General features: G+C 60.8%; 13 protein-coding genes. 11 read left to right on the forward strand and 2 right to left on the reverse strand.

All coding sequences use genetic code 11. The features are described 5' to 3' along the window. Positions 1–48: 48 nt before the first annotated feature. Positions 49–1,155 carry a LacI family DNA-binding transcriptional regulator gene (locus PVW27_RS16980; protein WP_274559814.1) on the reverse strand — a complete coding sequence of 369 codons (1,107 nt, stop codon included), beginning with the start codon at positions 1,153–1,155 and terminating at the stop codon, positions 49–51. Here PVW27_RS16980 and denD point away from each other — a divergent pair. The 10 genes from denD (at position 1,140) to PVW27_RS17030 (ending at position 10,703) form a co-directional block, all read left to right on the forward strand. Further along, a complete protein-coding gene (gene denD, locus PVW27_RS16985) occupies positions 1,140–2,174 on the forward strand; it encodes a D-erythronate dehydrogenase (protein WP_274559816.1) in 1,035 nt (344 codons plus the stop codon). The two genes, PVW27_RS16980 and denD, sit on opposite strands and share 16 nt — an antisense overlap. Before the next feature lie 37 nt (positions 2,175–2,211). After that, positions 2,212–3,177: a TRAP transporter substrate-binding protein gene (locus PVW27_RS16990; protein WP_274559818.1), complete on the forward strand. Its 966-nt coding sequence runs from the start codon at positions 2,212–2,214 to the stop codon at positions 3,175–3,177. Positions 3,178–3,248: 71 nt separating this feature from the next. Then, positions 3,249–3,758: a TRAP transporter small permease gene (locus PVW27_RS16995; RefSeq protein WP_274559819.1), complete on the forward strand. Its 510-nt coding sequence runs from the start codon at positions 3,249–3,251 to the stop codon at positions 3,756–3,758. After that, complete coding sequence (locus tag PVW27_RS17000) at positions 3,755–5,035, forward strand: TRAP transporter large permease (RefSeq protein ID WP_274559821.1); 1,281 nt, start codon at positions 3,755–3,757, stop codon at positions 5,033–5,035. Before PVW27_RS16995 ends, PVW27_RS17000 begins: the two co-directional genes overlap by 4 nt. Position 5,036: 1 nt before the next feature. Further along, positions 5,037–5,924, forward strand: a complete 888-nt coding sequence (gene ltnD / locus PVW27_RS17005; RefSeq protein WP_274559823.1) for an L-threonate dehydrogenase — start codon at positions 5,037–5,039, stop codon at positions 5,922–5,924. After that, on the forward strand, positions 5,924–7,174 hold the full coding sequence (otnK, locus tag PVW27_RS17010) for a 3-oxo-tetronate kinase (RefSeq protein WP_274559825.1): 1,251 nt from the start codon (positions 5,924–5,926) through the stop codon (positions 7,172–7,174). The genes ltnD and otnK overlap by 1 nt, the downstream gene beginning before the upstream one ends. After that, a complete protein-coding gene (otnC, locus tag PVW27_RS17015) occupies positions 7,171–7,818 on the forward strand; it encodes a 3-oxo-tetronate 4-phosphate decarboxylase (protein WP_274559826.1) in 648 nt (215 codons plus the stop codon). The genes otnK and otnC overlap by 4 nt, the downstream gene beginning before the upstream one ends. Further along, positions 7,818–8,585 (forward strand): hydroxypyruvate isomerase family protein, encoded by a 768-nt coding sequence (locus PVW27_RS17020; protein WP_274559828.1) that lies wholly within the window; start codon positions 7,818–7,820, stop codon positions 8,583–8,585. The genes otnC and PVW27_RS17020 overlap by 1 nt, the downstream gene beginning before the upstream one ends. An 82-nt stretch (positions 8,586–8,667) precedes the next feature. Then, the gene (locus PVW27_RS17025; RefSeq protein WP_274559829.1) at positions 8,668–9,330 is read left to right on the forward strand and encodes a potassium channel family protein; all 663 of its coding nucleotides are present in this window, start codon (positions 8,668–8,670) and stop codon (positions 9,328–9,330) included. A 17-nt stretch (positions 9,331–9,347) separates the two neighbouring features. Then, complete coding sequence (locus tag PVW27_RS17030; protein ID WP_274559830.1) at positions 9,348–10,703, forward strand: TrkH family potassium uptake protein; 1,356 nt, start codon at positions 9,348–9,350, stop codon at positions 10,701–10,703. A 2-nt stretch (positions 10,704–10,705) separates the two neighbouring features. On the opposite strand, the gene PVW27_RS17035 is transcribed toward PVW27_RS17030, so the two are convergent. Continuing rightward, a complete protein-coding gene (locus PVW27_RS17035; protein WP_274559831.1) occupies positions 10,706–14,122 on the reverse strand; it encodes an indolepyruvate ferredoxin oxidoreductase family protein in 3,417 nt (1,138 codons plus the stop codon). Positions 14,123–14,243: 121 nt separating this feature from the next. Here PVW27_RS17035 and PVW27_RS17040 point away from each other — a divergent pair, with 121 nt between their 5' ends. After that, positions 14,244–14,687, forward strand: coding sequence for an Lrp/AsnC family transcriptional regulator (locus tag PVW27_RS17040; protein ID WP_274559833.1), 444 nt, complete (start codon positions 14,244–14,246; stop codon positions 14,685–14,687). Positions 14,688–14,920 lie beyond the last annotated feature (233 nt).

Below are 14,920 nucleotides of genomic sequence, written 5' to 3' on the forward strand. Positions count from 1 at the left end.
GCGGCTGCACCTTCACACCTGCAAAGGTTTTCCAAGAACAAGACAAAGTCAGGCCGTTCCGCCGGCGATCACGGTGAAGCCGACATCCGTCAACCGGGCACTCTCTTGCCCGTTCAATCGCTGCAGGATGGCGTTCGCCGCTGTCTCGCCGATGCGGGCACGGTGAGAGGCCGTCGTCGTCAACCGGACAGGGAGACTTTGGCCCAGATCGAGACCGTTGAACCCGGCAATCGCCAGTTCGCTCGGCACAGCGATGCCCTCGGCCATGCAATGGAAAACGCCTCCGACAGCCATGTCATCGTTCGAAAAATAGACAAGATCCGGTCTTGAAGGCCCGCTCTCCAGAAGTTTAGCCAAGCCGCGCCGCCCCAAGGCAACCGATGAAGGTTCCGGCAGGGTCACACATCCCATCAATTCAAGACCGGCGGCACGCAGGCCGGTCTTGAAGCCATCAAGTCGGGCAGCAGCGCGCCTGTCGCTGCCTATGTCATGTCCGACATAGGCAAGACGGCGATAGCCGCGTTCTATCAGATGACGTGCCATCGCAAGACCAGCGCCGCGATGTGACATGCCCACAGCCATGTCGACCGGATCGGTGTCGATATCCATGATCTCGACCACGGGCAGCCCTGCAGAGGCCAGCAGGTTCCGGCTTGTCTCAGTCATCCCGCTTGGCGCGATCACCAGCCCGGCGGGGCGCCACGACAGTAGATTGCGGATCAGGTGCTCTTCCTTGAGAGGGTCATAGTTCGATATGCCCAGAACAGGGTGAAAACCGGCATGCTCCAGCCTGTCCTCCAGACCCTTGAGCACGTCAGGGAACACGATGTTGGACAGCGAGGGCAAGATCACCCCGACCTGATTCGATGGCCCTCCGGCAAGCGCACCTGCCAGACGGTTCCTCAGATATCCCAGCGAATCCGCGGCGGCCTGCACTTTCTGGATCGTGTCGGGCGTGACCGCGGCACTTCCCCGCAAAGCGCGCGATGCCGTGATTTCGCTCACCCCAGCCAGGGCTGCCACCTCGGATAATGTTGGTTTTCTTGAGTGTTTCGGTGTCTGCACAGAGATGACCAGACCTTGGATCAGAGAGATGAAAACGATGGGAAACGGCGATTCGATTCCGATGATGCCACCGATTGACAGCGCTGTCATTCAATGACAGCCTTGCCACCGGAGGAGATCTGACCTTGCGTATTCTAGTGACAGGAGCGGCCGGTTTCATCGGCCAGATGGTGGTGAACGCGCTGGCCGCGCGGGATAGCCTGTTTCTGAACGGCAGCGAACGGCGCATTTCGGCCATCCTCGCTACCGATATCGCTGAAGCTCCGCTGGCGCAGTTGGCAGCGCGGCATCATCGGGTTCATGCCCTACCTGGCATGCTGTCGACGCCCCAGATTCTGGAGCGTATCTCGGAAGACGCGCCCGATCTGGTGATCCATCTGGCAGCCGTCGTGTCAGGTCAGGCAGAAGCGGACTACGATCTTGGGATGGCGGTCAACCTGCAGTCGACGATTGATCTGATCAATGCCTGCCGAAGGATGCCGAAACCGCCTGTGTTTCTGTTCTCGTCATCGGTCGCGGTATTTTCCTGCGCGGCGAATGACACGATTTCCGAGGATACGCTGCCTGCGCCGCGCTCGTCCTATGGCACGCAGAAACTGATGGGCGAATTGCTGGTACGCGATGCCACGCGCAAGGGTTTCATCATTGGCCGCAGCCTGCGCTTTCCGACCATTTCCGTGCGCCCCGGCGCACCGAACAAGGCCGCCAGCAGCTTTGCCAGCGGGATCATCCGTGAACCGCTGGCCGGGCAAGAAGCAATCTTGCCGGTCGGGCGCGACCTGCGCCTGCATCTGGCATCACCCGACAAGGCATTGGCCTATACGCTGCATGCCGCAGGTCTGGCGCAACCGGACATCGGCCCCGACACTACGCTGACCCTGCCCGGCGTGACCGTCACCGTGGGCGCAATGATCGACACACTGACCAGCATCGCAGGCGAAGATGTGGCGGCCCGGATCAAACCCGCGCATGACCCGGCGATCGAGGCGATTGTCGCCAGTTGGCCCGGTCAGATCCTGACCCCCCGCACCAAGGCGCTGGGGTTTGTCCCCGATACAGATTTTGCCGACCTGATCACGTCCCACATGGGCCGGATCGCGGCGGAATAAGACCAAGACCTGAAACCAAGCTCATGGGAGGAGCACTATGAAACATTTCATCACCGGCCTTATCGCGGCGGCCGTTCTGGCCACCGGCGCACAGGCGCAGCAGAAGATCGTTGTCGGCCACGCGCTGTCGCCAACTTCGCATTACGGTGTGGGCGCGCAAGCCTTCATCGACACGCTGACCGAACTGTCCGGCGGCACTTTCACGGGCGAACAAGCCCCCGCCGGCCAGTTGGGCGGCGAGCGGGACATGATCGAAGGCCTGCAGATCGGCTCGCTGGATCTGGTCATCACCTCCACAGGGCCGCTTGGTAACTTCGTCCCCGAGATCTTTGCCCTCGACCTGCCGTTCCTGTTCCGTGACTACGACCACGCCCGCGCGGTGCTGGACGGCGAAATCGGGCAGGAGCTTCTGGCCAAGATCGGCGAGAACAATCTGGTCGGTCTGGCGTGGTCGGAGAACGGCTTCCGTCATATCACCAACTCGCAGCGCCCCGTCCGCACGCCCGCCGACCTTGAAGGTCTGAAGCTGCGCACGATGGAGAACAAGGTCCACATGACCGCCTTCAGCGGCATGGGCGCGGCGCCGACTCCGATGGCGTTCCCGGAACTTTTCACCGCGCTCCAGCAGGGCGTTGTCGATGGTCAGGAGAACCCTGTCACCGTGATCACCGCGTCGAAATTCTGGGAAGTGCAAAAGCACGTCTCGCTGACCGGCCATGTCTATTCGCCCGCCGCCGTGCTGGCCTCGCCGATCCTGATCGACGGTCTGACCGACGAGCAGAAGGGCTGGTTCATGGAAGCCGCCAAGGCATCCGCCGCCGCCACCCGCGCCGAAGTGAACCGTCTGGAAGAAGCAGGCGTCGCCCTGCTGCGTGAGAACGGCATGGAAGTGATCACCGACATCGACAAGGCACCCTTCGCCGCTCTCGCCGAAGCCTCCTACTCGGTCTATACGGATCAGTATGGCACCGAGATGGTGGATCGCATCAAAGCGGTTCAGTAACCCTTTTTCATAGAGACAAACCGGCGCGGGACCCTGCGCCGGTTTTTTCGTCAAGACGAACGGAGGCCCGGATGCGCGCATTCCTGCGATTTGAAGATCTCACCACCGGGCTTGCGCTGCGGCTGTCGATTGCCTTTCTGCTGATCGCCGCCTCTCTGGCGCTCTATCAGGTGACGACCCGCTTTGTCTTTGGCAGTCCCTCGACATGGTCCGAGGTCATCACACGCACAGCGATGGTCTGGTCGGTCTTTCTGGGTGTCGCCGTCGCCTTTCGTCATGGCGCCATGATCTCGGTCGAGATCATCCAGCAAGTCCTGCCTCCAAAACTGGGACTCGGCCTGTTCCTTCTGGCCAACGCCCTGTCTGTCCTCTTTTTCTGCATTCTGTTCTGGCAGGGCTGGGCCATGGCTGAACGTGTGGCCAACCAGAAATTGGCCGCGCTGGATATCTCTATCGCATGGGCCTATGCGGCACTTCCCGTGGGATCGGTCTTTATCATCATTTCCGTTCTCGCCTGCATGATCCGCGGCGCGCAAGGGGACTGGACATCAAGCCACGGCAAGACGGAGGTCGCAGAATGAATACCGCACTGGGTCTTTCACTGGCGATCTTCTTTCTGCTGGGCGTGCCGATCGCTGTGGCCATCGGCCTCGCCTCGGTCATCGGGATCGAAGCGCAGGGCAGCCTGCCCTTGTTGCTTGTGGCACAGCGCATGTTCACAGGTATCGACAGCTTTCCATTGATGGCGATCCCGCTTTTCATACTTGCGGGCAATCTGATGTCGGCAGGGGGCATCTCGTTCCGGCTGGTCGAATTGGCCAAATCGCTTGTGGGTGGCATTCAGGGGGGGCTTGCCTGTTCCTGCGTGCTGACCTGCATGATGTTCGCCTCTGTTTCCGGCTCCAGCGTGGCAACCACCTTCGCCATCGGCGCGATCCTTATTCCTGCCATGGTCAAACATGGCTACCCCAAACCGATGGCGGCCTCCATCCAGGCAAGCTCGGCAGAACTGGGTGTGCTGATCCCGCCATCAATCCCTTTGATCCTCTACGGTGTCTCGACTGATACGTCGATCGGGCGGCTTTTCGTGGCGGGACTTGGACCGGGTCTGCTGGTCGCCATCTCGCTGATGACCCTCGTTCTGGTGCTCTGCCGGGTTCGTGGCATCGGGATGCGCGATGGCGAGGACCGCTCCAGCGTAGGCCGCGCGGCCATCAACGCCTTGCCTGCGCTTCTGGTGCCATTCGTCATTCTGGGCGGTATCTATTCGGGCATCTTCACGCCAACCGAGGCCAGCGCCGCTGCCGTGGCTGCCGCATTGATCGTGGGTATGGGCATCTACCGCGAGCTGAAATTCAGCATGCTGCCGGATATTCTGAAACAGACGGTCATCGCGACCTCTGCGATCATGATCATCATCGCCGCCGCTTCGCTGTTTTCGTTCCTGATCACCCGTTCGGGTCTGCCAAACGAGATTGCGGCCTGGTTCAAGGACATGTTCGACAGCCGCATCGCCTTTCTGCTGGCAGTGAACATTCTGCTGCTGGTCGTTGGCATGTTCATCGAAACATCAGCCGCGATCCTTGTGCTGGCGCCGATCCTGACTCCGATCGCCATCGCCTATGGCGTTGATCCGGTCCATTTCGGCCTGATCATCGTCGTGAACCTGGCGCTTGGCATGATCACCCCACCGCTGGGTGTGAACCTGTTCGCGGCCTGTGCCGTGGCCAAGCTTTCGGTTGATCAGATCATTCCGCAACTGCTCTGGTTCGTGCTGACGGTGTTCGGCGCACTGATGATCATCACCTATGTGCCTGCCATCACGCTGTGGCCGGTGGAACTTGTATTCGGGAACTGACATGGCGATTTTTCATGTGATCGGATTGGGCTCGATGGGCCTTGGCATGGCGCTGTCGCTACGGCGCGCGGGGCATGAGGTGCATGGGCTGGACCTGAACCCGGCCCAGATTGCCAAACTTGAAGAGGCCGGGGGGCATGCGCTGGCCAATACCTCACCGCTGGCCGATGCCCTGATCTGCGTGGTACTGAACGCGGCGCAGACCGAAGCCGCCCTTTTCGGCACCGAGGGGTGGGCCGGGCATCTGAAGCTGGGTGGCACCATCCTGTCCTGCGCCACGGTTGCACCGGAATTCGCAAAGCGTATGGAAGCCGAAGCGCAAGCGCGTGGATTGCATTATCTTGATGCCCCCATTTCGGGCGGGTCCGTACGCGCGGCCGAAGGGGCGTTGTCCGTAATGGCGTCAGGAACGGCTGCCGCCTTTGACGGCGCGGCCTTGGCGTTGGCCGCGATGGCGCAAACCGTTCACCGTCTGGGCGATCAGGCCGGTCCTGGCTCTGCCATGAAAGCGGTCAATCAGCTTCTGGCCGGCGTGCATATCGCCGCAATGGGCGAGGCTTTGGGGTTCGCCACATCGCAAGGTCTGGATCTGGCCCGCGTGCTTGAGGTGATCCGTGTCTCGGCGGGCACGTCATGGATGTTCGAGAACCGCGCCCCTCATGTGATCGACGCCGATTACACCCCGCGCTCGACCATCAACATCTGGCCAAAAGACCTTGGCATCGTAACTGATATCGCCGCTGGAGCGAAACTGCCCCTCCCCCTGACCGAAACCGCACTGGCGCAATATCGGGCTGCCGCCGAAGCCGGGCTTGGGCTGGAGGATGACGCGGCCATCACCAAACTGGTCGCCTCGCGTGCGGGGCTGAAACTGCCGGGGGATGCGTGATGCTGCTGGGCTGCATCGGGGACGACTTCACCGGATCGTCGGACCTGGGCAATACCCTGACCAAGGCGGGGATGCGCGTCACGCAATATGTCGGCGTTCCCGATGCAGCGGCCGCGCGGGATGTGGAAGCAGGGATTGTCGCGCTCAAGTCGCGTTCCATCCCGGTGGCCGAAGCAGTGAAGCTCTCGCTCGAAGCACTGGATTGGCTGTGCGCACAAGGATGCACGCAGTTCATGTTCAAGTACTGCTCTACCTTTGACTCGACGCCAGAGGGGAACATCGGCCCCGTGGCCGAAGCTTTGGCCGATGCGCTGGATGCGCGTCACGTTCTGGTCTGCCCCGCATTTCCAGCGGCCGGACGGTCCATCTATCAGGGCCATCTTTTCGTGGCGGACAAACTGCTGAACGAAAGCGGCATGCAGAACCACCCGCTGACCCCGATGACTGACCCCGACATCCGCCGCTGGTTGGGACATCAGATCAAGGGCACCGTAGGACACATCCCGGCGCAGGTTGTGATGCAGGGGGCGGACCACATCCGCAAGCGTATGCAAAGCGAGGATCGGGCGGGCCATCGCCTGTTGGTCGCCGATGCGATCACAGACGCAGATCTGATTGCGCTGGGTCAGGCAGCGGCTGACCTGCCGTTGATCACCGGCGGGTCCGGCATCGCCATGGGTCTGCCGGGAAACTTCCGCAAGATGGGCGTTCTGTCCACGCATGAGACCAAATGGACGGGGCAGGGCGGTCGCGCTGCGATCTTGTCGGGCTCCTGCTCCAACGCGACCCGTGGGCAGGTGGTCGAACATGCCAAGACGCATCCCACGCGCGAAGTTACCGCGGATCAGGTCATGTCAGGCAGCGTCACCGCGCAGATGCTGGCGGAATGGGCGCTGGGGCAGAATGGCTTGCCCTTGATCTATACCTCAGCCGACCCTGCTATTGTCGCCGAGGCACAGACACGTTTCGGCAAGGATATCATCGCGACCCGGATCGAAGGTTTGTTCGCTGATCTCGCCCGCGCTTTGGTCGCTGGAGGGGTGACACGCCTGATCAGCGCAGGAGGGGAAACATCGGGCGCGGTGGTCGAAGGCCTCGATCTGACCGCCCTCGACATCGGTCCCGAGATCGACCCTGGCGTGCCGATGATCCGCGCGGGGGACAAGCTTGTTCTTGCCCTCAAATCCGGAAATTTCGGGGGACCAGACTTCTTTGCGCGCGCCGCCGCCATGATGGAAGGCCGCGCATGACGGACGATTCGAAACTGCGCGAGGATATTTGCTTCTGGGCGGCCTCGATGTTCAATCGCGGGCTGACCGGGGGTGCATCCGGGAATATATCTGTCAGGACCGAGGACGGGGGGCTGCTCGTCACACCAACCGGGGCCAGTCTGGGTCGTCTCGACCCAGCGCGCCTGTGCCGTTTTGACTCTTCAGGCCGTCATGTCGGAGGCGATGCGCCGACCAAGGAAATGCCACTGCATTCCGCTTTCTACGAAACGCGCAAAAGCGCGGGCGCTGTCGTGCATCTTCATTCGACACATTCCGTCGCCCTGTCGATGCTGCCAGACACAGACCCTGACAACGTCCTGCCTCCGCTGACACCTTACGCCGTGATGCGGGTGGGGAAGGTAGCGCTTCTGCCCTTCTTTCTACCGGGCGACGCTGCAATGGGGGATGCATTGCGCGGGCTTGGCGGCAAACGATCCGCTGTGCTTCTGGCCAATCACGGGCCAGTGGTCGCCTCCAAGGATCTGGAGGCCGCAGTCTTCGCCATGGAAGAGCTTGAGGAAACAGCAAAACTGGCGCTCCTGCTTCGCGGTCACGCGCCTCGCGCGCTGACCGAGGATCAGATCGGTGCCCTTGTGCGGAAGTTTGATCTGGAGTGGGATTGATGCGCTATTCCGCGAACCTTGGTTTCTTGTTCACCGACTTGTCCTTGCCGCAGGCTATCCATGCCGCCAAGGACGCAGGCTTTGATGCCGTGGAATGTCATTTTCCCTATGACATATCCGCCGACGACGTGGCTACCGCACTGCGCGAAACCAGCCTGACCATGCTGGGCCTGAACACTTGGCCCGGTGACAAGGCAGCAGGGGATTTCGGTCTGGCCGCCCTGCCGGGGCGCGAAGAAGAGGCCCGCGCCGCTATCGCGCAAGCCATTGATTACGCTGTCGCAACCGACACGAAAGCTGTGCATGTCATGGCAGGCCGCACGGATGGCGGCGACGCGGCCGAGACCACCTTCCGCGCTAATCTGGCCCATGCCTGCGATCTGGCTGCACCCCACGGGATCACCATCCTGATCGAACCGATCAACACCCGTGATGTTCAGGGCTATCACCTGTCCCGGACGGATCATGCCCTGCGCATCATCACAGCGCTGGACAAGCCGAACCTGAAGCTCATGTTCGATTGTTATCACATGCAGATCATGCAAGGCGATCTGGCCATGCATCTGCGCCATCTGATGCCCGTCATCGGTCATATCCAGATCGCTTCCGTTCCTGACAGGAGCGAACCGGATCAGGGAGAGGTCGATTATCGCTGGCTGATGCAACATCTGGCACAACTGGATTACGTGGGTTTTGTCGGTGCCGAATACCGCCCCCGCGCTGGAACCGCCGCCGGTCTCGGCTGGCTGAGACAGTTCCGCGACTGATCGCACCTGTTCTCTTGCGCTTGACTCTGCCGATGCCGCGACGCAGCATAGCAGGTCTTTTCAACTGTCATGGACATGACAAATGGCAAAAGAGACAAGGACCTTCGCCGTTATCGGTTTGGGGGCCTTTGGAAGCGCGGTCGCAACAGAGCTGGCCCGTTTCGACAATCACGTGATCGGAGTCGATCTGGACGAGCGTCGCGTCAGTCAATTGGCGGCAAATCTACCAGCGACAGCCATCCTTGATTCAAGCGATGAAAATGCGCTGCGTGAGGCGGGGATCGACCGGTATGACGTCGCTCTGATCGCCATTGGCCGCGATATCGAAGCCAGCATCCTGACCACCATGAACCTCAAGATGCTGGGGATCGAGACGATCTGGGTGAAGGCTTCAAACAAGACGCATCACCGCATCTTGTCCAAATTAGGCGCAGACCGCGTGATTCTGCCCGAGCAGGAAATGGGCCGCCATATCGCGCAAATGCTCAACAATCCGGTGGTTCAAGACTATGTCAGCTTGGGAAACGGCTTCAGTGTCGTGAACATTGTTGTGCCAGACCGGCTGGACGAAAAGCCCCTGCGTGCCCTCAAGCTGGGAGAAGCCTTCGATCTCAAACTGTTGGGGCTGATGCGCGGGACCGAGTACATGCCCTGCGACAACGCCGATCTGGTGTTGCGCCGGGATGACAAACTTCTTCTTCTGGGCAAGCGCCCCGAATTGCGTCGCTTTGGCGATACACTGTAGCGGACAGGTCCGAAGCCATGACGGTGTTCCCCTTGGCGTTGCGACGACGCTTCTGGCGGCGGATGGCCATCACGCCTCCACCCGCCATCCTTGCGGCGCTTTATGCGGCCCTGATCGTGATCGGGGCCTGCGTCTTCAAGCTGCCTATCTCGTCCACCGTGCCGATCACATGGTTGGATGCTCTGTTCACGGCAACATCTGCAGTCACTGTCACTGGTCTGGCCGTGCTGGATACAGGGGCCGCGTTCACATTGTTCGGCGAGATGGTGCTAGCTTTCCTGATCCAGGTTGGCGGATTGGGCCTGATGACCTTTGCCGTGCTGATCTTGGCCGCTCTTGGTCTGCCGGTCGGGATCACCGGCAGGCTTTATCTGCGCGACGACCTGAACCAATCATCGATGCAGCAATTGACCGATCTGGTCGGCACCATTCTCAAGGTGGTTCTGATCTGCGAACTGGCAGGTGCCGCACTGCTATGCGTGACCTTCGTGCCGGAGTTCGGCCTCTGGCGCGGGATATGGGAATCCGTATTCCATTCCATCTCGGCCTTCAATAACGCGGGCTTTTCAACCTTCTCGAACGGGCTTGTGCCCTATGCGACCGACCCGGTCATCAATATCGTGATCCCCACACTCTTCATCGTGGGGGGGATCGGCTATGTGGTCGTGTCCGACATCTTTCGCGCCAAAAGCTGGCGTGGCTGGTCGCTGCATAGCAAGGTCATGCTACTGGGCACGGCGGTTCTGATCCCTTGGTCGGTAGGCATGTTCGCCGTTCTGGAATGGACGAACCCGGCCACGCTGGGGCAATTCGACGACGGGCTTTCGAAACTGACCGTCAGCTGGTTTCAAGGTGTCACCACGCGCACGGCCGGATTCAATACCACGGATATCGGTGGTCTGCATGACAGTACCGCCATGATGTTCATCTCGCTTATGCTGATCGGGGGCGGGCCAACATCTACGGCGGGTGGCATCAAGGTCACCACTTTCGTGGTGATGATCCTGGCCACGGTTGCGTTCTTCCGACGCCAGACACAATTGACCGCCTTTGGTCGCAGCATCGGTCTGGAGCAGGTCCTCAAGGTCATGGCTCTGACCGCGATCAGCTTGATCGTGGTTTTCGTCGGGATCTTCTTGCTGACCCTGTCGCATGATGGCGATTTTCTGGACATCAGCTTCGAGGTCGCCTCTGCCTTCGGGACCGTTGGCTTGTCACGAGGCTACACGGGCGAGCTGTCCGACGTGGGTCGCGCGGTGATCATCGCGATCATGTTCCTGGGAAGGGTCGGGCCGCTGACTTTGGGCTTTTTCCTTGCCACACGCGTCACACCACGCGTGCGCTATCCCGAAGGTCAGATTCATCTGGGCTGACGTCAGGCGGCAGGCATCCGTGCCGCCGCCTCGGCCATCATCTTGTCCGCCGCCGCGTGACGAACGGGACCATAGCCGCGGATGTCCTGCGCTGTTTTCAGAAGGGCAAGCGCCGTATCGGCGTGGGCCGGATCGAAACTGAGTTCGACATGCGTCATGACACCCTCGAACCAGTCCAACAACTGGCGGTCCAGTTTGCGATCGGCACTATAGGCAAATGGATCGAGCGCCGATCCGCGGAGACCCTTCATGCGCGCCAGAACCTTGAAAGCGGGGCGCATCCACGGCCCGAACGCGCGCTTGTTGGGCCGCCCGCGGGCATCTTTCCCAAGCGGCAATAGTGGCGGTGCAAGGTGATACTTCACCTTGAAATCCCCCTCGAATGCCTCGGCAATTTCAGCCTCGAACGTGCCTTCGGTGTGCAGCCGGGCGACTTCGTATTCGTCTTTATAGGCCATCAGCCGAAACAGGGATCTGGCGGCTTCCGCCACCACATCGTCGCCCGCTTCTGGCAAGGCCGCACGGAAACGCGCGATGCGGTCGGTGAACCGCTTGGCATAGGCCGCGTCCTGATAGCCTGTCAGAAACTCCGCGCGATGCGCGATCAGTGCCTCCAACGTCTCCGGCGCCTTGGGCGCCTCATGCAGCAGAGCGAAAACCTCGGGCCGGACAGCGATGATCCGTCCCAGATCGAACGCAGTGCCATTCTTCTCGATCGCCACCCCGTTCAGCAGAATCGCCTGCTTCAGCGCGACCTCACTGACCGGAACCAGCCCCCGCTGGAACGCCGCGCCCAGCATCATCATGTTGGCGAAGACCGCATCCCCCATCAGCCGCTCGGCCGCGACATTGGCGTCGAAAGCGATGACATGGGGATCGCCGACCGTTGCGCGGATGAGCGCTTCGCGCGCGTCGATCTTCAGGTCTGCATCACGGTGCAGCACCAGATCGCCGGTCGGCATTTCGGCACGGTTCAGCACGACTTCCGTGCCGCGCCGGTAATGGACCGATGCCTTGGGCGCGGAACAAACCACGGCGTCGCATCCAATCACCGCATCCGCCGCCCCCGTTTCGATCCGCACCTGATGGATCGCCTCAGGCGTTGCACCGATGCGGACATACCCCAGAACAGTGCCAAACTTCTGCGCAAAACCCGTGAAATCCAGCACACTCGCACCCTTGCCCTCAAGATGTGCGGCCATGGTGATCAATGCCCCGATAGTCACGACACCCGTGCCGCCGACACCTGCCACCAACAGGTTATAAGGCTGTGACAGATCCGCGGCGGCAGGGCGCGGCAGATCGGCCATCAACGCCGGCAGATCCAGACCCGCCGGTTGCGGCTTGCGCCGCTGGCCACCCTCGATCGTCACGAAACTGGGGCAGAAACCGTTGAGGCAGGAGAAATCCTTGTTGCAACTGGACAGGTTGATCTTGCGCTTGCGTCCCAACGCCGTGTCGCGGGGTTCGACACTCAGGCAGTTCGACTCGACAGAACAATCCCCGCAACCTTCGCAGACCAGCGGGTTGATCATCACATGGCGGGCCGGGTCCTCCATCGTGCCGCGCTTGCGCCGACGACGCTTTTCCGTGGCGCAGGTCTGCTCGTAGATCAGGACCGAGACACCCTTCACCTCGCGCAGTTCCCGCTGCACCGGGTCAAGATCGGCGCGGTCATGGAACGTGGTGCCAGCCGGAAAATCGCCACGCGTGAACTTGTCAGGATCGTCCGAGACCAGCGCAATCCGCTCGACCCCCTCAGCCCGGCAGCTTTGCGCAATCGCCGCAGGACTGACCGGCCCATCCACCGGCTGCCCGCCGGTCATCGCAACGGCGTCATTGTAAAGGATCTTGTAGGTGATGTTTGCCCCAGCGGCGACCGCCTGCCGGATAGCGAGCGAGCCGGAGTGATACCACGTCCCCTCGCCAAGGTTCTGAAAGATATGACGTTTTCCGTTGAAACGTGACGCCGCCGCCCAGGGGACACCTTCGCCGCCCATCTGGGCATAACCCACCGTATTGCGATCCATCCAGCCTGCCATGACGTGACAGCCAATACCGCTGGCCGCCATGCTGCCCTCGGGAAGTTTCGTGGATGTGTTATGCGGACAGCCTGAACAGAAATACGGGGTGCGCGTGGCACCCGGTACCGACAGGACAGGGGCAGGGGTAGCGGTCAGCGCGCGTGCCTTCTCGGTCAGCCCTTCCTCAGGAAAAAACCGCGCCAGACGCTCTGCCACAATGGGCACCAGCATCAGCGGCGTCAGCTCTCCTGTCCATGGAATAAGCGGATCACCCGCGGCACGATGCTTGCCCACCATCTTGCGCGGCTTGTCGCCGGGCCAATCATAGAAATATTCCTTGAACTGGCTTTCGATGATCCCGCGCTTTTCCTCGACGACAAGCACCTCTTCCTTGCCCTTCACGAAGGCCAGCGCATCACGCCGCGCCAGCGGCCAGACCATGCCCACCTTGTAGACATCAATGCCCAGACGGCGACAGGCCGCTTCGTCCAAACCCAAAAGACGCAGCGCCTCCATCAGATCAAGATGCGCCTTGCCCGTCGTCACGATCCCGAACCGCGCATTCGCAATATCATAGATGCGCCGGTCGATGGGGTTCGCTTCAACAAAGGCTTCGACCGCATCGAGTTTGGCGCTGATCCGCGTTTCGATTTCCGGGCTGGGCATGTCGGAACGGCGCACATGCAAGCCACCGGGGGGTGACGTGAAATCCGGTTGTATGAAAACGCGGTCCTTTGGCAACTCGACCGATTGTCCCGCTTCGACCGTTTCCGAAATCGCCTTGAAGCCGACCCATGTCCCGCTGAAGCGCGATAGGGCGAAACCGTAGGCTCCGAATTCCAGATACTCGGCAATGCTCGCCGGGTTCAGCGTCGGCATGAACCACGCCATGAAGGCGACATCCGACTGATGCGGCATCGAGGACGAGACGCAACCGTGATCATCCCCCGCCACGACAAGCACGCCTCCCATCGGTGACGATCCATAGGCATTGCCATGTTTCAGCGCGTCACCGGAACGGTCCACGCCCGGCCCCTTGCCATACCACATCGAGAAAATGCCCTCGACCTCGCATGCCGGATCAAGCACCGCCTGCTGGGCACCCAGTACCGCAGTCGCACCCAGATCTTCGTTCACAGCCGGAAGAAACTCGATCCGCGATTCGGTCAGGCGCTTTTGCTGCCGCCACATCTCCATATCCAGCCCACCCAAGGGCGAGCCACGATAGCCTGACACAAAACCTGCCGTGTTCCGCCCGGCCGCACGGTCGCGCCGTGCCTGATCCAGCATCACCCGCACAAGTGCCTGGGTGCCCGTCAGATAAACGCGCCCCTCTGTCAGGGCATAACGGTCGTCAAGGTGGTAGGTGGCGAAACGGCTGCCTTCAGCGGTCATGATGGACTCCTGTTTGTCTGACAGGATCGCACGGCGCATGTGAAAATACTGGTCAAAATAGTTGCTAATTACGGCGCTATGTGGAATTATTTTTCTATTTATTTCATTTTTCTGGTATCTCATGTCAGCACTGGACGCAATCGACCAGCGGATTCTTCAAACGCTTCAGGAAGACAGCCGCATTTCGAACGCCGATCTTGCCGAAAAGGCAGGACTGTCAGCCTCGTCCTGTTGGCGCAGGGTCAAGGCGCTTGAGGAAAGCGGTGTCGTCCGCCACTACACCGTGGCGCTCGACGACGAGAAACAGGGCCTTGGCTTCGGGGCCATCGTCCATGTCCACCTGACGCGCCACGACCCGGAACAACTTGACGCCTTCATCCGCGCTGTCCAGAACCGCCCCGAGATCCGCGCCTGCTACGCAACCACCGGACAGGCTGATTATCATCTGCATGTCGTCTGCGCGGACATCGAAGCGTATAACCTGTTCCTCGAACGGGTTCTCTTTCGCATCCCCGCTGTCGCCAGCGCCCAGACCAACGTCATCCTGCGCACGATCAAACGGTGAGTGGGGGGTGTAGTCGCGCAGTAGGCAACCGCGGTGGTCCATTAACTCCGATCGTAATGGGATGGGCAAATGATCCAAGAGATTTGATCGGCCAAGCGGCCCGAAGCTGAGTGAACTCACGCTGAAGCGCAATTTCTGATTTGTTCTTTTAGCTCAGCCGGTTCTGGATTTCCATCAAGTTGGCTTCGAAGACTTCCGCGGGTGTGTTGTAACCCAAACACTTGCGCGGTGTT

The sequence above is a fragment of the Seohaeicola sp. 4SK31 genome, assembly GCF_028802875.1.
Taxonomy (GTDB): domain Bacteria; phylum Pseudomonadota; class Alphaproteobacteria; order Rhodobacterales; family Rhodobacteraceae; genus Seohaeicola.